The sequence below is a fragment of the Microbulbifer halophilus genome (genome assembly GCF_026183675.1).
Classification (GTDB): Bacteria; Pseudomonadota; Gammaproteobacteria; order Pseudomonadales; family Cellvibrionaceae; genus Microbulbifer; species Microbulbifer halophilus.
Genome location: NZ_JAPIVK010000011.1, coordinates 42,331 through 63,163 on the forward strand (window position 1 = coordinate 42,331; position 20,833 = coordinate 63,163).

Annotated in this window: 12 protein-coding genes; 6 read left to right on the forward strand and 6 right to left on the reverse strand. The window is 58.6% G+C overall.

Annotation, left to right across the window (positions count from 1 at the left end; translation table 11 throughout):
• The first annotated feature begins 61 nt into the window (after positions 1-61).
• The 6 genes from parC (at position 62) to OQE62_RS07665 (ending at position 13,402) form a co-directional block, all read left to right on the forward strand.
• Positions 62-2,311 carry a DNA topoisomerase IV subunit A gene (gene parC, locus OQE62_RS07640; RefSeq protein WP_265721422.1) on the forward strand — a complete coding sequence of 750 codons (2,250 nt, stop codon included), beginning with the start codon at positions 62-64 and terminating at the stop codon, positions 2,309-2,311.
• Between the two features lie 315 nt (positions 2,312-2,626).
• The gene (locus OQE62_RS07645) at positions 2,627-3,058 is read left to right on the forward strand and encodes a MarR family winged helix-turn-helix transcriptional regulator (RefSeq protein WP_265721423.1); all 432 of its coding nucleotides are present in this window, start codon (positions 2,627-2,629) and stop codon (positions 3,056-3,058) included.
• A gap of 23 nt (positions 3,059-3,081) precedes the next feature.
• Positions 3,082-4,155, forward strand: coding sequence for an HlyD family secretion protein (locus OQE62_RS07650; RefSeq protein WP_265721424.1), 1,074 nt, complete (start codon positions 3,082-3,084; stop codon positions 4,153-4,155).
• A gap of 11 nt (positions 4,156-4,166) precedes the next feature.
• A complete protein-coding gene (locus OQE62_RS07655) occupies positions 4,167-5,660 on the forward strand; it encodes a DHA2 family efflux MFS transporter permease subunit (RefSeq protein ID WP_265721425.1) in 1,494 nt (497 codons plus the stop codon).
• 1,024 nt (positions 5,661-6,684) lie between these two features.
• Entirely contained in the window at positions 6,685-13,101 is a 6,417-nt protein-coding gene (locus OQE62_RS07660; protein WP_265721426.1) for an RHS repeat domain-containing protein, read from the forward strand.
• Positions 13,102-13,111: 10 nt separating this feature from the next.
• Positions 13,112-13,402 carry a hypothetical protein gene (locus tag OQE62_RS07665; RefSeq protein WP_265721427.1) on the forward strand — a complete coding sequence of 97 codons (291 nt, stop codon included), beginning with the start codon at positions 13,112-13,114 and terminating at the stop codon, positions 13,400-13,402.
• A gap of 307 nt (positions 13,403-13,709) precedes the next feature.
• On the opposite strand, the gene OQE62_RS07670 is transcribed toward OQE62_RS07665, so the two are convergent.
• The 6 genes from OQE62_RS07670 to OQE62_RS07695 all read right to left on the reverse strand — a co-directional run bounded on the left by OQE62_RS07670 (position 13,710) and on the right by OQE62_RS07695 (position 20,736).
• The gene (locus OQE62_RS07670) at positions 13,710-13,874 is read right to left on the reverse strand and encodes a hypothetical protein (protein WP_265721428.1); all 165 of its coding nucleotides are present in this window, start codon (positions 13,872-13,874) and stop codon (positions 13,710-13,712) included.
• 278 nt (positions 13,875-14,152) lie between these two features.
• Positions 14,153-14,887, reverse strand: a complete 735-nt coding sequence (locus OQE62_RS07675) for a hypothetical protein (protein ID WP_265721429.1) — start codon at positions 14,885-14,887, stop codon at positions 14,153-14,155.
• An 80-nt stretch (positions 14,888-14,967) separates the two neighbouring features.
• Positions 14,968-16,359, reverse strand: a complete 1,392-nt coding sequence (locus tag OQE62_RS07680) for a carbohydrate-binding protein (protein WP_265721430.1) — start codon at positions 16,357-16,359, stop codon at positions 14,968-14,970.
• Positions 16,360-16,670: 311 nt separating this feature from the next.
• A complete protein-coding gene (locus OQE62_RS07685) occupies positions 16,671-17,087 on the reverse strand; it encodes a DUF2147 domain-containing protein (protein WP_265721431.1) in 417 nt (138 codons plus the stop codon).
• A 576-nt stretch (positions 17,088-17,663) separates the two neighbouring features.
• Entirely contained in the window at positions 17,664-19,130 is a 1,467-nt protein-coding gene (locus tag OQE62_RS07690; protein ID WP_265721432.1) for a protein adenylyltransferase SelO, read from the reverse strand.
• A gap of 121 nt (positions 19,131-19,251) precedes the next feature.
• Positions 19,252-20,736 (reverse strand): Ppx/GppA phosphatase family protein, encoded by a 1,485-nt coding sequence (locus tag OQE62_RS07695; RefSeq protein ID WP_265721433.1) that lies wholly within the window; start codon positions 20,734-20,736, stop codon positions 19,252-19,254.
• Positions 20,737-20,833: the final 97 nt, after the last annotated feature.

The window sequence follows — 20,833 nt, forward strand, 5'->3', positions numbered from 1 at the left end:
GCTCGCGAATCGCCGCCATAATTCGCTCCCTTCCTGACAGAATAACTGAGACCGACGTTGTATGACCGATACCTCCGTCTACGAGGCCAGCGAGCGGCAGTCGCTCGCGGACTACACCGAAAAGGCGTACCTGGACTACTCCATGTACGTGATCCTGGACCGCGCCCTGCCCAATATCGGCGACGGCCTGAAGCCGGTGCAGCGGCGTATCGTCTACGCCATGAGCGAGCTGGGTCTGAAGAACACGGCCAAGTACAAGAAGTCCGCGCGCACCGTCGGCGACGTGATCGGTAAATACCACCCGCACGGCGACAGCGCCGTCTACGAGGCCATGGTGCTGATGGCCCAGCCCTTTTCCTACCGCTACCCGCTGGTGGACGGCCAGGGCAACTGGGGCTCGCCGGACGATCCCAAATCCTTCGCCGCCATGCGTTACACCGAGTCGCGCATGGGCAAATACTCCGAAGTGCTGCTGTCGGAGCTGGGGCAGGGCACCGTCGACTGGCAGCCCAATTTTGACGGCACCATCGACGAGCCGTCGGTGCTGCCGGCGCGGGTACCCAACATATTGCTGAACGGCACCACCGGGATCGCCGTGGGCATGGCCACGGATATTCCGCCGCACAACCTGCGCGAGGTGGTCGATGCCACCGTGACCCTGCTGGAGAATCCCAAGGCCACGGTGTCCGATCTGTGCGAGCATATCCAGGGGCCGGATATGCCCACCGATGCGGAGATCATCACGCCGCGGGCGGATATCCAGAAGGTCTACGAGACCGGCCGCGGCTCGGTGAAAATGCGGGCCATCTGGAACGAGGAGGATGGCGATATCGTCATCACTGCGCTGCCCTACCAGGCCAGCGGTGCCAAGGTGCTGGAGCAGATCGCGGCGCAGATGCAGGCCAAGAAACTGCCCATGGTCACCGACCTGCGCGACGAGTCCGACCACGAAAATCCCACCCGCCTGATCATCGTGCCAAAGAACCGGAAGGTGGATGCGGAACAGGTGATGAACCACCTGTTCGCCACCACCGACCTGGAGAAGAGCTACCGCATCAACCTGAACATGATCGGTATCGACGGCCGCCCGCAGGTGAAGAGCCTGGACAAGATCCTGGGCGAGTGGCTCAGTTTCCGCACCGTGACCACCCGCCGGCGCCTGCAGTTCCGCCTCGACAAGGTGGAAAAGCGACTGCACCTGCTGGCGGGCCTGTTGATCGCCTTCCTCAATATCGATGAAGTGATCGAGATCATCCGCACCCACGACGAGCCCAGGCAGGCGCTGATGGAGCGCTTCGAGCTGACCGAGGTGCAGGCGGAATATATCCTCGACACCAAGCTGCGCCAGCTGGCGCGCCTGGAGGAAATGAAGATCCGCGGCGAGCAGGCGGAGCTGGAAAAAGAGCGCGAAACCCTGAGCAAAACCCTCGATAGCGCCCGCCGCCTGAAAACCCTGATCAAGAAGGAACTGCTGGCCGCCGCCAAGGAGTTCGGCGACGAGCGCCGCTCGCCGATCGTCCAGCGCGAGGAGGCAAAAGCCTTCAACGAGGCGGACCTGCTGTCCTCGGACCCGATTACGGTGGTGCTGTCCGACAAGGGCTGGATCCGCTCCGCCAAGGGCCACGAAATCGATCCGGCGGCGCTGAACTACAAGGCCGGCGACAACTTCAAGTTCGCCGCCCGCGGCAAGAGCAACCAGCCGGCGCTGCTGCTCGACTCCACCGGCCGCAGCTACGCCATCGCCTCCCACACGCTGCCGTCCGCCCGCGGCCAGGGCGAACCGCTGTCCGGCCGCATCAACCCGCCGTCGGGCGCCACCTTCGAGGGCCTGATGATGGGCGGCGACGAGGAGCGGGTGCTGCTGGCCTCGGATGCCGGCTACGGCTTTATCGCCAGACTGGCGGACCTGCAGACCCGCAACAAGGCCGGCAAGGCGATGCTGACGCTGCCCAAGGGCGCCAGGGTGCTGCCCCCCTGCGAGGTGGAGAATCCGGAAGAGGCGCTGCTGGCCGCGGTGACCAGCGAGGGCCGCATGCTGGTGTTCCCGGTCTCCGAGCTGCCGGAACTGGCCAAGGGCAAGGGCAACAAGATCGTCAATATCCCCTCCGCCCGCGTTGCCAGCCGCGAGGAGTTCGTGATCGGCATCGCGGTGCTGCAGGGCAGCGACCAACTGGTTGTCCACGCCGGCAAGCGCCACACCAGGATCAAGATTTCCGAGATGGATCACTACCGCGGCGAGCGCGGTCGCCGGGGCAACAAACTGCCGCGGGGTTTCCAGAAGGTGGATCGGATCGAAGTACAGGAGAAATAACCCCGCCATTCCCACCGCACTCTACAGGGGCGCTTCCGGCCGCCCCTCTCCCGAACCCTCTCCCGGTGGGAGAGGGGACTGATGCGGGGCCCGAGAAAGCCCGATGGGCTGATCCGCCCCGGCGTTTCCGATATAGCTCCCCTCTCCCGCCGGGAGAGGGGCCGGGGGAGAGGGCATTGAAGGGCCCGGTGGTTTCCTAGGCCCCGATGTTGGACCTTACCGTCATTATTGTCTCCTGCGGCGCACCCTACCCCAGTCCCCATCTTGCGATAACTATAAGCATGCTTATAATCCGCGCCCTTCAACGGAGGGGCCATGTTCGCGCAAGACAAAGAATCACAGATGAGCTTCGAGCTGCACAGCGCGGCGCATCTGCTGCGGCGGAATTTTGACCGCCGCGCCAGGGCGCACGGCCTCAGCCGCTCCCGCTGGCAGGTGCTCTGGCACCTGGCCAGGGAGGAGGGGCAGAAACAGGCGGAGCTGGCGGAGCGTATGGACGTGGCGCCGATCAGCCTGGCGCGCCAGGTCGACAAGCTGCAGCAGGAGGGGCTGGTGGAGCGCCGGCCGGACCCGGAAGACCGGCGCTGTTTCCGTGTCTATCTCACCGCCGCGGCGGAGCCCGCGCTGGAGATCCTGCGCGGCCTGGCCACGCAGACCCGCAGCCAGGCGCTGGCCGGCTTTTCCGACGAGGAAACCGCGCAGTTGCAGGGGCTACTCGAGCGCCTGAAGAAGAACCTGGCGGAGTAGGCCAGCACCCGAGGAGTATTGAAGTGGTAGAAAAACTGGGGAAATTCACTCCGCGCCGCGTCGGCTTCGCCGCCGGTATCGCCGTGGCGCTGGCGGTTGCCGGCTGGTGCCTGTTTGGCGGTGGCGGCACCGTGCACACCGAGAATGCCTATATCAAGGCGGACAAGCTCTCCCTGGCCGCGGAAGTCAGCGGCGTGGTGGCCGAGGTCGCTGTGCGCGCGAACCAGCCCGTGGAGAAGGGTGACCTGCTGGTGCAACTGGAGAAAACGCCCTTCGAGCTGGCAGTGGCCGAGGCCGAAGCGCACCTGGGCCAGGTGCGCAACAAGCTGCTGGCGCGCCGCGCTGCCTACGCCGAGGCGGAGGCGGCGCTGAAACAGGCGCGCGAGGATGCGGACTTCTACCGCCGCCAGCTCAACCGCAACGAGAAACTGGAGGAAATGGCGGTCTCGGAAGCGCAACTGGACGAGGCGCGCCAGAAACTGAACCGCGCCCTGGCGCAGATCGATATCAATACCGAAAAGCTCGCCAGCCTGCGCGCCGAGCTGGGCGGCAACCCGAAGATCCCGCTGGAGGACCAGGCGGACCTGAAGGTGGCCCAGGCAAAACTGGACAAGGCGCGCTACCAGCTCTCGCGCACCAGTATCACCGCGCCGGTGGACGGGCTGGTTTCCAATGAGGTGCCCCAGGCGGGCGAGATGGCGCCGGCCGGGCTGAGCCTGATCAGTATGCTGGGTACCGAGGGCATCTGGGTCGAGGCCAACCTGAAGGAGACGCAACTGGCGAGGGTGCGTGCCGGCCAGCAGGCGGAGGTCACCCTGGATGCCTATCCCGGCTTCCGCTGGAAGGCGCAGGTGGACAGCCTGAGCCCCGCCAGCGGCAGCGAATTCGCGCTGATTCCGCCGCAGAACGCCAGTGGCAACTGGGTCAAGGTGGTGCAGCGGGTGCCGGTTCGGCTGCGTCTGTACCCCACCAAAAAAGCGCCCACGCTGCGCGCGGGCATGAGTGCGGAAGTGCGCATCGATACCAGCGAGGACGACAAACTCGTCGCCGCGCGGGTCTCCGGCGGCGAAGGCAGCCGCGTCGTCCTGTCCCCGTGAGCGCGGCCTGAATGAGTGCCGCCGCCAAAGACAGCACCAGGACCCTGATGGTCACCGCCAGCATCATGCTGGCCACCATCATCCAGGTGCTGGATACCACCATCGCCAACGTGGCCCTGCCGCATATGCAGGGCAGCCTCAGCGCCAGCAGCGACCAGATCACCTGGGTGCTGACGTCCTATATCGTCGCCGCGGCCATCATGACCCTGCCGGTGGGCTACCTGTCCCAGCGCTTCGGGCGCCGCAGGCTGTTCCTGTGGTCGGTGGCCGGCTTCACCATCACCTCGATGCTCTGCGGCCAGGCCGGCAGCCTCAACGAGATGATTCTCTGGCGACTGCTGCAGGGCGTGTTCGGCGCCGCGCTGGTGCCGCTGTCCCAGGCCACGCTGCTGGATACCTACCCGCGCGAGAAACACGCCTCGGCCATGAGTATCTGGGGCATGGGGGTGATGATCGGGCCCATCCTGGGGCCGACCCTGGGCGGCTGGCTGACCGAGTACTATTCCTGGCGCTGGGTCTTCTACATCAACCTGCCCCTGGGCATTCTGTCCTTTATCGGTATCTGGCTGTACGTGGGGGACGGCGAGACCCGCAAGACCCGCTTCGACGCCCTGGGTTTCGGCCTGCTGGCACTGTCGGTGGGCGCGCTGCAGATGATGCTGGACCGGGGCGAGCAGGTGGACTGGTTCGAATCCCTGGAAGTCCAGCTCTACACCATCGCCTCGATACTGGGGCTCTACCTGTTTATCGTTCACTCGCGTACCAGCGAGACCCCCTTCCTGTCGCCGGGGCTGTTCCGCGACAGGAACTATGTGGCCGGGGTGCTCTTCATCTTCGTGGTGGGCATCATCCTGCTGGCCACCATGGCGCTGCTGCCCTCCTACCTGCAGGAGTGGAAAGGCTATCCGGTGGTGACCACCGGCCTGGTGCTGATGCCCCGCGGTGTGGGGGTGATGGTGGCGATGATGCTGGTGGGCCGGCTGGGGCGCCTGGTGGACGGCCGCGTGCTGATTGTGCTGGGTATGCTGCTGGTGTGCTGGTCGCTGCACATCATGGCCGGGTTCAACCTACAGGTGAGCCGCGACACACTGGTGTGGACGGGGGTGCTGCAGGGCTTCGGCCTGGGGCTGGTATTCGTGCCCACCTCCACCCTGGCCTATGTGACCCTGCCGAGCCACCTGCGCGGCGAGGCCACGGCACTGTTCAGCCTGTCGCGCAATCTGGGCAGCAGTATCGGCGTGTCCATCGTGATGTCGGTGCTGTCGCGCAGCCTGTGGATCAACCAGCAGCAGCTGGGCGAGCGGGTACAGGCCTCCCCGCAAATGCTCGCCGGCCTGGCCGGTGGCGGCGATCCCATCGCGCTGCCGGGGGCGATCTACGAGGAGGTGTCGAGACAGGCGGCGGAAATCGCCTATGTGAACGACTTCCAGTTGCTGATGTGGATCAACCTGGCGGCGATTCCGCTGGCCTTCATGCTCTCCAATCCCAAACTGGAAGATATCTAATATAAATGCCGTCTTCCCGGAGCTTGATAGTCATACGGTATAACTCTGCCTGGTCGAATCTCAATGGCGATCATCGCCAATTTTCTGGAGTTGAGCGGCGATTAAGTTGTCCTCATTGAGTTCACCCTGACCGTTATCAGTCAATCGCAGAGAAGGATAGCCGTGAGCAAGATCTTTAGACCCACCTGTCCATTAGGTCTAGTATGTAATTTCGTGTAATAAGATAAATATATACAAACGTATAATTTGTTGCTAGCTTTCCCAGTTAAATGTGATGGCGCTTTAACTCTATTCGAGCTGCGTTTTGTTCAGTGGAGTCAGCCATTATCAATAATAATATTGGGTTCTTATTATGCTTTGGGGAAGGCTCTCTCTACCAATCTGTCTTGTCGCGTTTCTAATATTCAGTATTTCCAGCCCTTCAGTAGCGATTCCACCGCCGCCGGATGACGATTGTAGTGGCGGCACTGCGTTGAGGATTGGTTCCGTATCTATTACCTCGCCCGATTCCCATGGGAACTATAGTCTGAGTTTTTATCTTGCTCGCCATGGAATAGACGACCCAATGTGTAGCCGGGTTCAAATCCAGGAGAGCGTGGATGGTAGTGCGTACAATACGATTTATACCGACATGCCATGGGGTGGAACAGAGACGAAGAGCTTCAGTGAACAGCCTTCTGCTACCTACAGGTACAGGGTAAGGCATTACTTTACGGGAGGAAGCTATAGCACCTGGGTTTATTCCAAGCGGGTTACAGTTGCTAAGAAGCCAAATACCCCAAGCCGAGCCTATTTTTTGAATAATGAAGGAGGCCCGGACAGGGATGGCCGCTTTAAGTTGAAGTGGGAGGCTGACAGCACTCCACCGAAAGTTACCGGCTACCACGTAGCCAAGTGTAAAGGGGAGGTCTGTACAGGAAGCACGGGTAGCTGGAGTCGTGTCTACACTGGGGCCGATCCAGAAAAGGGAGGTATAATCCAGGGTGCTTCCACGCAATTAAAGGGAGGAAAGTACCGTTATCGTGTGCGTGCTTATGTAAAAATTGGCTCCACAGTCAAGAGAAGTAGTTGGCGTTATTCTTCTTATATTACGGTCAACCGAAAACCGGGTGAAGTTGAGGATTTCACCGCCCCGGGGCCCGGTGTACAAGACAAAACCAGTTTCAGCGTCACCTGGGATGCTGTCACTGGTGTCTTTGACAAAGTTACCAAGTATCAATTGCAGTGCAGTATCAATGGCCAGCCTTTTTCCAGCAGCGGTTGTGGCAATGATGATCTTGGAACCAAAACTACAATGACAGTGTCGTTACCTGAGGGGGCAAAGGGCGAGTACAGGTTTCGTGCCAAGGCTTGCAACAGTCAAGGCTGTTATAGGAACTGGACCAGGCCTGCCTATCAGAAAGTAGTTACGGTAGACATTCCCTTGACAAACCCCGATGCGATTTCCTTCGTGGGATTTGAAGAAGAGGGTCGCCTTGACCGGAATGGTGTGTTTACCCTGAATTGGAATCCCTCCAGCAGCTCACCAGAAATAACAGGATATCAAGTAGAGCAGTGTAGGGGCGAGGGAGCAAATTGTGCTTCCACCAGTGGTAACTGGAGCCGGGTATACTCTGAAGCCGATGATAGTACGCGAAGTGTTGCCCTTCCTTCTGCAGGGGGAAGGCTCACAAGTGGAAAGTACCAGTACCGGGTCCGCTCCTATGTGGAGTTGGGCGATTCCCCTACTTACAGTGAGTGGTTGTATTCCGCCATTGTCACCGTCAATAGAAAACCCGATGAAGTTGCTAGTTTTATAGCGCCAGAATCTCTGGAACAGACAGAGGGTTTCTCTGTGACCTGGGCCGGAGTCAGTGGCGCCTTTGATAAAGTAACCAAATATCAGTTGCAATGCAGTATCGAAGGGGGGCCTTTTAATTTCTCAAACTGCTCTAGCAGTGACTCTGTCAGAAACCTTGGAACAGAAACTTCGGCTAGGATTTCCCCATCCGAGGGCAGTGAGGGGCAGTACAGATTTCGTGTGCGCGCCTGTAACAGCGAAGGTTGTGGTTCATGGACGGCATCGGGAAACCAGAAATCTGTCTACGTAGATATCCCTTACTCCGCTCCCAAGCCACCGTACTTCGTAAATTTGCCGGAAGATACAGAGACTGGCGACTATGACGTGCGATGGAAAATGCCGAATAGTCCCGGTGAGTATACCGCTTTTGAACTAAAGCGGCGGTGCAAGATGGGCGCGGAAAGTTGTGGTCACGATGGTTGGGGAGCGGCGATTCCCCTGGCCGACGCGCTGGATACCACGTTTCCGGCGCGAGGCGATAACGAGGATAGGTTCCAGTATCAGGTTCGAGCTTGCAACAAAGATGAATGTTCATCTTGGAGAACTAGTGCCTGGGTCGACGTACACAACTTGAATGGTATCCGTTCCGTAGTCCCCTTGGCCACGGCAACTAAACCCGGGAATACCACCTACAAGGTGGAAGTGACTCAACAGGGCGACGCTGTTATCAATATTCCCGTTAAGGTGGCTCCGGGAGTCAATGGGCTTTCGCCTGACGTAGGTATCAATTACTCCGGTGCCCGCTACCTGGAGCGTAGCACTCAGGTACTGCCGGAGGATACCCTCGGCTATGGCTGGCGCCTGAGTGGATTTGGAGAAATTCGCCGCTGTGTAGTTGATCGGCCCAATACCGATAGTATCCAACTAGATTATACCGATTCAGTTTGCCTTGACGGTGAACCACTGGAATTGATTTCCGGCGCTACCCCCTGGGCGCCTGGCGCACTTCTTCGGACCAAGCGGGATGATTTCAGCCTTATAAAAGTAATGTCGGAACCTACCAGTCATAAATGGTTTAAGGTGCTGACGCCTGACGGCCGTGTAATGGAATACGGTAATACAGAGGGTAGTCGCGTTAGGGTGGGTTCCTCTACGCCATTTGCCTGGAGTCTGAACAAAGTTACGGATACCTTCGGTAATTCCATCGAATATAAGTATCACCGTGATACGGTGGAGGGGATCAACTACCCCCTGGAAATTATCTACGGAAACGATGGTGATGCCAGGGTAACCTTTGAATACAGTACTCGTACTGATGCACCACCACAGCCTCTTGGCCCGGACGGCATACAGCAGGAGCAATTGGTGCTTTTGCATCATATCAATGTCTATCTCGACGACAACCCTATACGTGAATATCGTCTTATCTCGGAAGATGAGGGGGAAGTGGCGGATTATCGCCGTCTGGAAGCGGTACAACTTTGTGGTTATGATAAATTCGGCTCAACCTCGGATTGCCTGAACCAGTTGGAGTTTGAGTGGGATACGGATACCGGGGTCGATGTCGATACTGGCATCTACCAGATTACCGATGGCCTGGGTAAAATCACGGAATTTGACCTCACTCCAGTCGATGGCAGTCAAAGCCCCGCGCTGCTTGGCGAGGATGAGCGTCCTTTTGGAGATGGTATAGTCCCCTATAATGCCAGCCCAATGGTGGTGGAGAATGGAAGTTATCGCTGGGTGGTCACTGAACTGCGACATTCCAATGGAGAGTCCGGCGGTTGGAATCGGACTACTTACGCCTATCAGGGCTCGGGCTTCGTCAGCGACTATAACCGAGGGTTCCTAGGCTACTATGCCCAGAAAATCCATGACCAGGAATCGGACATTGTTACTTACCGTCAATTCCGACTGGACTTCCCCCACTATGGCCGGGTGGCTCGTGTCTACCGCTACAAGGGCAGTTACCCAAACTATGAACAGGTGCTAAGCAAGCGTCAGTACCACTACGAAGACATCTCCCTGTCTTCCGGTGATGGCAGCACCCACTACCCGGTAATGAAACAAAGCCTGGAAACACTCTATGAGCAGGATCAGGTCCTGGGGTACCGACTTACCGAGAATATCTATAGTCCGGAGAGCTATGGCGCAGAATCCGGGGACCTGATCGCTGGTATCGCACAGACCGTAAAGATTGCCACTGCGGCAGATGTATCCACAGAGCAGGGATTCTGGGGAGAGGTGAAGCCGGCCAGCGTTAGTGGTGTGCAGAGAAGTACCGAGACGGTTACCAGCTACCTCAACCGCACCGGAGCCTGGTTGATTGGCTTTGTCTCCGGTAAGGCAATTAGCCACTTCGATGGCGATATCGAAGGAAGTGCGGATAGCGTCCAGACGATGACCGCACACCCATGGCCCGGGAGCAATAAGCCTGCCAGTATCACCCGTTTCCCCGGGAATCCGGATAACGAGCTGGAGGTGGCCTATGAATATGACGGTCAGGGCAATCTGCTCAAGGAGACTACCAGTGGCGCGAATATTGAAACACGCGAGACTCTTGCCAGTGGCTATGAGACCCTGGAGGGCGACAGGCGCTACCCCACCACCCTTACCAATGCCGAAGGCCAGACAATGCAGATCAGCTATGATTCCCGCTTTGGTTCTGAAAACAAGATTACAGACGCCGACGGCCGTGATACCAGGGTTTCCTACGATGCTTTCGGACGGGAAATAAGCCGTACCAATGATACGGATAACGTGACCTTCACCACTACTTACAGCTTCTGTTACGCCGGGATCTGTCCGGATAATCAAGGGCAGTTGGCGGCCTACAAGGTAAGTACAACATCCAGCCCCAAGATCACGCCGGATACGGAAACTTACTATGACCTGATGGGAAGGCCTGTTCGAGAGGACACGGAGTCCTTCGATGGTAGTGGCTTCATTCGGCGAGAATACAGCTATGATGCGCAGGGACGCCTACGCGAGGAAACAGCGCCTTTTATCGCAGGTGAAGACTACAGACCACTCACCGTTTATCACTATGATCTACGAAACCGGGTGGCGAAGGTGGTCAGGCCGGATGGTAGCGAGTTGCGTACCACCTATAGCGTGCCTTCCGGCACAAGAAAGGTGAAAATGCGCATTGAAGAAGATGTACTCAGCAGCGAAGGGGTTTTGCAAGACACCCTGGTTAAGGAAAAGTTCTATGCTCTTACCGGTGATCTGGTAAAGGCTGTTGATGCCCAGGGAACCGACGATGAGGTGATTACCGAATATACCTACTACGGTAGCGGATTGCTGCATAAGGTTAAGGTCAATGGCGATACTTCCACAGAATCAGAATTTTCTTATGACGATGCAGGAAATCGCGATAGCCTTGTTTCCCCGAGCGTGGGAACGGTCATCAGCATGCACGATGCCTTGGGTCAGCTTATCGGCCAGACAGACAACAAGAACCAGAATATAACCTACCAGTATGACAAGTTGGGCCGCCTCGTTGAACAGGTGGATGCGGATGGAGCTGCGGAATGGGAATATGACCCGCCCAATGCTACTGGAAGCATTGATAATTGCATCTACACGAAAAATGGTGTAGAGGTGTTCAGTGAGACCTATAGCTACGATGATGATGGCAAGCTGCAGACTACCGACACCCGTCTGGTGGCCGGGGGGCTAACAAAAAGTTATAGCCACAGCTACGGCTATGATGCCCAAGGGCGTTTGGATAGAGTTACCTACCCCGACACTGCCAATGGCGTAGAGGCTCACTACGAATACAACACCCAAGGGTATCTGGAGAAGATCACCGATGGTGTCAACCCGTATAAAACATTCGAGGATCTCAATGCCTTTGGTCAGGTAAAAGAAGAAATCTACGGAAACGGGGTGATTACAAATCGCACCTATAACGCCAACACGGGCCGATTGGAAAGCATTAGTACTGGAGTTGACAGTGGTAATGGGCTCCAGAACAATGAATACTACTGGCGCTCCAATGGGACCCTTGAGAGCCGCTTGGTCTACAGCAACGGCAACACCCAAGAAGAGAAGTTTACCTACGATTCCCTGAGCCGCCTGACCAGGGCCAAAACCTGGCTAAATAATAGCCTGCAACGTACCCTGACCACCGAGTACAACAAACTGGGTAATATCCTCGAGAAAACGTCCACTCACTCCAGCGATACTGATGTGGACGGCTACCAGTACGGCGAATTCGGCAATGCCGGCCCCAATGCCGTCAGTAATGTGAATATCGGTGGCACCGCCCACAGTCTCCACTACGACCAGAATGGCGCGATCACCCGCTACGACGCGGTCAGTGGAGACGACAAATGGGTGACTTGGAGTGCCCGGAAGCTGCCCATCGAGATAGTTGTCGGCACCAGCAAGACTACACAAACCCCGACGGCTCGGGACCGTTTCAAGTACGGCCCCAATGGGCAGCGCTACTATCGTGAAACCAGTTGGTGGGATGAGGAAAAGCAGAAGCTTCAAACGGAGAAGGCGTTTATAATCGGCAGCTATGAAGAACTGTTACCGGCCAATGATCCGGACTACCAGAGCATCGAGAAGGTCCGCATAGACAGAAATATTGTCCATATTGCGGCTACTGATTACGCCGGTATCACCGTCGACACCGTGGAATACCTGCACAGGGATCACCTGGGCTCCATAGAGAAAATCACCGACGAAAGTGGTAACCTGCTGGTTGGTGCTGTAGGCGAGCTGGCTTTCGATCCCTATGGAACCAGAAAAAAGGCCGATTGGAGCAGTGCACTCGAAGAGTCGGATCTGGAAGAGCTGCTCGAAGGGGCAGGCCTCAGTACCAGGCGTGGCTTTACCGGCCACGAGCATCTGGACAGAACCGGCCTGATCCATATGAATGGACGCATCTATGACCCGACGCTTGGGCGATTCCTGAGCCCGGATCCGATAGTGCAGGCCCCGACATACAGCCAGAACTGGAACCGGTATAGTTATGTGGTGAATAATCCGTTGAGCTTTACCGATCCCAGTGGGTACAAAGTTCATAATGGCTGCAAGACTAGATGGACTTATAATCATAGTCTTAATATGTTGGAGAGTTCAACTCGTTGCGGTGGTGGAGGTAGATCCATTCACTATCCAAAGCCTAGGGATAACCATGACCGGGATCATGATATTGATGACCTTCCGGGGTTGCCTGTGCCTGTGAATCCAGTATCTGGAGGCGGGCAAGGAGGTGATACGGAGAAGGCGAAGGAAAAAGCTAATAGCTGGGGTGATGGAAAAGACGATTCGGATCTTCGCTGGTCAGTTGGTTTGCAAGGAGGAGCTAAATTTGGAGTAAAAGGTATTTTCGGCGGGGCAGTAGGTATTCAAATCCCACTAATTGAAACGAGTCTTGTTACAGGAAATAGATACGCTTCTGAGGAGTACGCGTTTGTTATAGATATTGGGAAATGGTCATTTGGGTATGAGGCAAAGCGATCGATTCCTGTTGGAAAAAATGAGGTTATGGCTGGTAAAGCGCTTCGTGGAACTCCATTTGAAGGTGGGTTTAAATTTGGATCTTACGGGGTTAGTTCTTCTGAATTGGGTGTTTTTTCGATAGGACTTAAAGCTATAATTGGTGTTGATGCAAAATTCGATTTTTCAGATGGGATTGACTGGTAGAGTATTAGCAATGAAAGTTTTTGGGGTTAGTTTTTTAGCTTTTTCAGTAGTGTTTTTATTGGTGTACTTTTTTTCTGTATATGGCGGAGGGCCAAGTGTCGGTGATGAGGGGTTGCCACTTTGGAAAATTTTCTCTGGGTTTTTTATAGTTGTATTTTCTTTTAGTTTTTGGATGACGATGCTAGTGGATTGTCTTTCTTCGGGTAAAGTTGATAACAGAATTTTTTGGGGTGTTGGTCTTTTTTTATTTTCTTGGTTGGCTGCAATATTATATTTTTTTGCTGTTTATAGAAAAAGATAAGCATCGGATTGAAATAAGCCTCGTCAGTAAAATCTGTGGGACATCTCCGGTACTGGCAGCCGCCCAAGCGCATGGTATAGCGCTATTTCCAGGCGCCGGTAGGTCCTGAAACCGTAGTGATTGATGTACATATAAAGTGGATATAGAAGAGATTTGGTGGATTCGGCCGACAAGCGCATCAACGGACATGCCGGGCTTTGTGCCGGCTAGGCCAGGCAATTCTTCCAGGATTTCATCATGATAGGAGCGCACATCCTCTGCTGTGAGGTGCGCGAGGTCGTCCACGTTGACCATTTGGCAGTCCCTTTTAGTTATCTTTTAGGATGTTCAGAGCCGTGCTGTACTTGGAGATGATGTTCTTGCTGGTTGCCTTGGCGTGCTTAGAATCGACCACCTTCACCTGGCGGCCGTCGATGATTTTGACCTTCTGCCTGCTCTTGGTCACGGATGTGTTGGTCACTTGAACGGTCATGGGATCCTCCCTAACTAATTGCGCTATGCGCATATCTGATCGAATTGTATCACCAGCTATTGACTACTGCGACAAGATGCATAGATGAGCGGGACAGTGCCGGGAGCTCTGACAGCGCTCTCAGTCGCTTTCCACTCTAAAGCTGTGTGCTGACACGCCCTGAACGGGCAGTCAGCGGATGAACGACTTCCAGTTGCTGATGTGGATCAACCTGGCGGCGATTCCGCTGGCCTTCATGCTCTCCAATCCCAAACCCGAGAACGATTGACTCGACCGGTCTACTGCCCGGACCCGGGGGCGGTCCCGGGCGGATAGACCGCGTCGGTCTCGCCGCTGGTTTCAAACAGCGAGCCGCTGGAAGCGATCCAGCCGGCGTCGCCGTGGGCCTGTAGCTGGAAGTTGCCGTCGGGGGTGTCGATGCCGCCGACGGTGAGGCTTTCGCCGCGGGTAAAGCTGACCTGGTAGCGCTGGCCGTCGTTGCCGTCGATATGGCCGTACCAGCTCACGCTGTCGTAGTCGTGCTTTTCTATCCGGTCGATGGTCACTTCGTAGGAGGTGTTCGCCTCGGTGATATCGATCGCCACCCGGTCGCCGGCCTGCAGGCTCTCGAGTTTCAGCGGGCTGAACTGGATCAGTTGCCGGCCATCGTGCAGGTCCTCTTCTTCCAGGGGAATCCTGTCGGTGGCGACCTCCTCCGTCGACGACCACATATCGCGGCGCTCCATTGCCCGCTCTACCTCCTCCGCGGTGAAATTCCTGTCCGGCCGCCGGGCATTCATGGCCCGCGTGCGTTCCAGTACCCGGCCGGGCACCGCCCGGGTTTCCGTATCGGATGCCGCTTTGCGGTCTTTGCCGGGATCTTCCGGGGTTGAGCCATCGGTGGCGCGAGTGGAAGCCGATGTGTCGCGCGGTTTCGGAGTCGGCGTATCGGCGCTGGGGTCGAGCTCCAGCGACGACCAGATACCGCCGATCACCGCGATTGCCAGGCACACCGGGATTGCATTTTTTTTCATGGTTGTTTTATTCATGTTTTGGGGACCTGAAAAAATAAAGTGCCCGGCAATAAAGCCGGGCGTGTTTGTGGTGTGAAACCTTAACGGCTGATGCGAATCCAGTTCAGGTTCCAGCCGCCGGCCTGGGCGTAGATGCCGAGATTGTAGGTTCCGGCCTGGACATTGACCGTCTGGCTCACGGTGGTCCAGCTCTGCCATCCGCCGGTGGTGGGCAGGGCGAGTTCGCCGAGGACGGTTTCACCGCCGTTCAGGTCCAGGGAGAGCCGGCCGCCGCCATCGAGACTCGCCACGCGGTACTCCACGGTATAGTTGCCGGATTCCGGGAAGGTGATGCCGTTGTAGGCCATCCAGTCCCCGGTATCGATCCAGCCGACGTTCTGGCCGCCGCCGGTGTCACTGGTGGTTTCGAGATCGACGCCGGCGCTGGAAAAGTAGTTTTCCGCCTGCAGCGTGTGGCTGAAGCCGCCGGTGGTGGAGACGATCAGGGAGCTGGCCAGGTCGTTGATGCCGTCGTCCACCAGGCAGTTATCGTCGCCGGTTTTGCTCACCAGGTTGCCGGCGAAGCCGTTGTCGGTAAACAGGTCCGCCTTGTAGCCGCTCTGTACGCGGATCGAGGAAATATCGTCGTTGAGAATGCCGCGCCGGTTGAGTTCGGCCAGGTCGTAGTTGCCCGCGGGCAGGCCGACGCTGTAGCCGCCGAAGTCGCAGTGTTCGGACACAACCACCGGACCGCTGGTACCGGCGGTGGGCCGGAAGGCGGCGATTTCATCGCGCACATTGTGAATGGCGAGCGCGCCGTAGGCTTCCTGCGGGTCGCCCACCGGCACGCCGCAGGGATAGCCGCGGCAGGTGAGGTTGGGGTTGGAGAAACGGTTGACGCGGGTGGTATTGAATACGCCCTCGTAGGCCATGATGTCCACAAACACATTGTCCACACCGTAGCCGACGCCGTAGCCGAAGCGGATGCCGCCGGTATCGCCCTGGCGGCGGGAGTGGTTCAGCCCCATGTTGTGTCCCAGTTCGTGGGCCATGACCATGGGCCCGCAGCCGGCGTGCACCACGTTCCAGGTCCAGTTGGGATCCACGGCCACATAGCCCACACCACAGGCGCCGGTGCTGTGCATCTGCGAGACGAAATCGGCCCCGAGTTGGTTCCGCAAGGATTGAACGGCGTTGTTCTGTCGCAGGTTGTTGAGTACCTCGCCCATATCCGCGCCCACTTCTTCATTGTGGCGAACGCCCACGAGGCGCAGTTGCAGGTCAATCTGGCTGTCGCTGTAGGCGGCATTCATCTGGTTGACCCAGTTGGCCATGGCCGTCTGGGGATCGCCGGAGAAATAGTCGGAGGAATACTGGTCGTACAGCACCAGGAGATCGACCGTGGCCGCCTGCGCGGTGGCTGTGAAGGCGAGGCAGGCCGCCGACAGGTAGCGCGTCAGTCGTTTTAGGGTTTTCCTTCGCGTAAGGTTCATAACGGTTCCCTATTCTTATTGCTTGTCAGTGTTGTTGAAGAGTGCCAGTACGCAGGTGCAGACGCGGTGGCACAAAAAAGCTAGCACCGTGCCAGTTACGCTGTATAGAAGGTTTCGGGGAAATGGAATCCCACTTTAAAGTGGGACATGGGCAGCGGGAAAATACCGGGAATTAAAAATGGCAGGCCGGAATCAATATTAAAAAATATTGAAAAATAACAGGGAGAAACAGTGAGGGCAGAGTCAACTATTCGCGGAATACTTTGCTCTGCCCTCAATTAGCGGGTTGGCTGTTGTCGCAATAACCGATTTTAATTGGCTTTGTACCAGGTCTGGGTACGGTAGAAGAAACCCACGTAACCGCGCACCTTGAGCTGGTTGCCCTCCAGCCAGAGTTTGCAGTCGTAAACCTTGCCCTTGGTGGGATCCAGGATCTCGCCGCCCTCGTAGACATCGCCGTTCTTCACCATATCGGTAATGATATCCATACCCACGATCTTTTTGCCCTTGCGGTCGCCGGGACATTTTTCGCAGACGGTGTCGTCCGGTTTCATCAGCAGATCCACCACGCGGCCGTAGTATTTGCCGCCCTTCTGGTAGATCTCGACGATAGACTTGGCCTGGCCGGTCTCGTCATCGATGGTACGCCATTTGCCCAGTACGTCCGCGGCACTGGCCTGCAGCGCAAACAGCAGGCAGCAGGTGGCCATCAGCAGGTTTCTCATCATTTCCTCACCCCTTTTAGTGCATATGACCGGGATCATACACCAGGTCACAGGAAAAATCGGGCATCTTCTTGCAGTGTAGCTGTGGCGAGGGGGCGCTGTACGCAGGTTGGACTTCGCTGCGCTCACTCCAACCTGTACCCCTCTCCTGGTGGGAGAGGGGACTGGTATGGGGTTTAAGAAGGCTCGATGGGCGATTTGCCCCCGGTGTTTCCGATATAGCTCCCCTCTCCCGCCGGGAGAGGGGCCGGGGGAGAGGGCGGTGAAGGGGCCCGGATGTTGGACTTCGCTGCGCTCAGTCCAACTACGCCCTCTCCCTAACCCTCTCCCGGTGGGAGAGGGGACTGGTATGGGGTTTGAGAAGGCTCGATGGGCGATTTGCCCCCCAGTGTTTCCGGCATAGCTCCCCTCTCCCGCTGGGAGAGGGCGGCGGGGCCCGGTGGGTGGAGGTGAACGCCTCAGGACGAACAACTGANTTTGAGAAGGCTCGATGGGCGATTTGCCCCCCAGTGTTTCCGGCATAGCTCCCCTCTCCCGCTGGGAGAGGGCGGCGGGGCCCGGTGGGTGGAGGTGAACGCCTCAGGACGAACAACTGATCGGCATATGCTTGCCGCTCTCCGGCGGCGCCGCGGCCCAGGTCTCGTGTTCCGGGTGTTCGTCGAAAGGGGTCTGCAGCAGCTCGAACAGGGTCTGCAGCGGGCGGTAGTCGCCGCCCTCGGCGGCATCGATGACTTTCTGTACCAGGTAGTTGCGCAGCACGAATTTGGGGTTGCTGCGCAGCATGGCGCGGTTGCGGGCGCTGGAGTCGCTGTCTTCCCGCGCCAGGCGCTGGTCGTAGTGATCCAGCCACTGTGCCAGTGCCTCCTGCTGCGCCGCCGGAACCAGTTCGTTCAGCGCCGCCGGTGGGCGCTCGCCGCGGTAGTGGGCCAGGGCGCGGAAGAAAAGGGGGTAGTCGGCACGGCTGTCCGCCAGCAGTTGCAGCAGGTCGGCGCACAGCTTGCGGTCGCCGTCCTCCTCGGTCGCCAGCCCCAGCTTGCTGCGCATGCGCGCGGCGTAGGCGTCCACCAGGTGCGGCTGGAATTCCTCCAGGCAGTCTTTCAGGGAGTCGGTTTCCACAAAGGCGGAAAAGGCGTGGGCCAGCGCGTTCAGGTTCCAGAGCACCACGCCGGGTTGCTGCTCGAAGGCGTAGCGGCCGGTGTGGTCCGAGTGGTTGCAGATGAATTCCGGCTCGTAGTCGTCGAGAAAGCCGTAGGGACCGAAGTCGAAGGTGTCGCCGATGATCGACATGTTGTCGGTATTCAGCACGCCGTGGGCGAAGCCCGCCGCCTGCCAGCCGGCGGCCAGGTCGGCGCTGCGCTGCACGGTAAAGCGCAACAGCGCCTCGGCCTTTTCGTTGTCTGGCAGTGACTGCGCCTCCGGCAGGAAGCGCTCGCAGGTGAAGTCGATCAGCTGTTTCAGCGCTTCCAGCTGCCGGGTGTAGAACAGGTATTCGAAGTGGCCGAAGCGGATATGGGTCTCGGCCACGCGGATCAGCATGGCGCCGCTCTCGATCCGCTCGCGGGTCACCGGCTCGTCGCTGCCCACCAGGCACAGTGCGCGCGTGGCCCTGATGCCCAGGCCGTGCAGCGCCTCGCCGGCGAGGTATTCGCGGATGGTGGAGCGCAGCACCGCACGGCCGTCGCCGAAACGGGAGTAGGGGGTCTTGCCGGCGCCTTTCAGGTGCAGGTCCCAGAGCTTGCCCTTGTGTTCGAGTTCGCCCAGCAGGAGCGCGCGGCCGTCGCCCAGGTCCGGGTTGTAGACGCCGAACTGGTGGCCGGTGTATTTCATCGCGAAGGGCCTGCTGCCCTTGAACGGCTTGCTGCCGCAGCCCAACCGGGCCCAGTCGGGATTGTCTGCCTCGCTTTCGTCGATGCCCAGCAGTTCCAGCACTGCCGGGTTTACGTGGATCAGTTTCGGGTGTTCGAACGGTGTGGGGTCGATCCGGGTGCCGAAGGCATCGCCGAGATCGGCGTAGTGGTGGCTGAGGGTGACTTCGTTGAGTTTCATCTGGTCATTGTAGGGTGGGGAGGCGCCGGGTATCCACTGCCCCGTTGCCCTTGAAATCCCACCGTAGGATGGCCAGAAAAAGCGTGCCCATCTGCATCGATCGAGGGGCGGGGCGCGGATATCACACCGCCTCCAGCTCCAGGGGCACCGGCTCGTTCCGCCAGCGCTCCACCTCCTGGTAGAGCAGGTCCTCGATCGCCGGGTGCTGGTCCAGCCAGGCCTGTTCGGCGCGCAGGCGGTAGTGGTTTTTGTCGCCGCCGAGCTGCAGGCCCCGGGTGCTGCGATCCGTGTGATCGCGGTGCACGATACAGGCCAGCCGCAGGCACAGGGTCAGGGCCGGGTTGGGGTGAAAGCCGTAGTGTTCCCGCGGCGGCTTGAGGCGGCCGCGCTGGTTGCGGACCAGGTGTGCCAGGTGTTCCTGCTCGGCGCGGGCGAAGCCGGCCATATCCGCCTGTTCAATCATATAGGCCCCCAGCTTGCGGAAACTGCTGTGGGACAGGGCCAGGCCGAATTCGTGCAGCCGCGCGGCCCAGCGCAGCCGCTGCAACTGTTCGCTGCTGCAATCCGGGCACAGTTGCAGCAGCAGGTCCTGGGCGGTGTCACCGACGCGGCGCGCCTGGTCCATGTCTATCTGCCCGCGCTGCATCATGTTGGCGACCGTATCGGCGCGGCGGTCGCCGCCGTGCAGGCGCCCGGCCAGGTCGTGGACGATGCCCTCGCGGATCGCGTAGGGGGAAACCTGCATTTCCTCGATGCGAAGTTCGCTGAAAATCCCGTGCAGTATCGCCAGGCCGGCGGCGAATATCGGGCGCCGCGCCTCGTCCAGGTTGGGCAGGTCCAGGTCGTCGATGGTGGCGGTGGCGGCCACCCGCTCCGCCAGCTCGTCGATATCGGTGCGGTGGATCGGCTCCAGGTCGCCGCCGTTCAGTACGCGCGCCACCGACTTCACCGTTCCCGAGGCGCCTACCACCTCGGCGCTGTCGGCCAGGTGCTGCAGCCCCTGCAGCTCCGCGCGGGCGGCGCGGCAGGCGCGGTTGAAATTGTTGCCGCTCTTTTTTTTGCCCCCGTTCTTGCCGGCGATGACGCCGTCGGCGAAGAAGCGCCGGTGGTAGGAGACGCAGCCCATATACAGGCTCTGCAACTGCTGCGGCACCTCGCGCCCGCGCACCAGCTCGGTGGAGCCGCCGCCGATATCGACGGTGCAGCGCAGCCGTGGCGGACCGTCCGCGGCGGCCAGCACGCCGGTGTAGATCAGCCGCGCCTCCTCGATACCGCTGATGATCTCGATCGGCGCGCCGAGAATGGATTCCGCCGTCTCCAGGAAGCCGTCCGCCCTGGCGGCGCGCAATGTGTTGGTGCCGACAACGCGGATATGGTCGGTGGGGAGCTCCGCGAGCACCGGCTGGAAGCGGCGCATTGCCGCCAGTGCCCGCTCCGCCACGGCCGGATCCAGGTTGCGTTTTTCGTCCAGCCCCTCGGCCAGGCGCACCATGGCGCGATCAGTGTGCAGGCGCACCATACGCTGGTCGCGGAACTCCGCCAGCAGCAGGTGGAAACTGTTGGATCCCAGATCCAGTGCGGCGTAGCGTTCGGTGTCGCGCTCCATCAGCTATCCTGTCAAAAAGTTGTCATGAGAATGTAGCAAACTGTCCTGCCGAAAATTTCCGGAATCGCCGATTCCTATCCGCAAAAAAGCAGTTGAT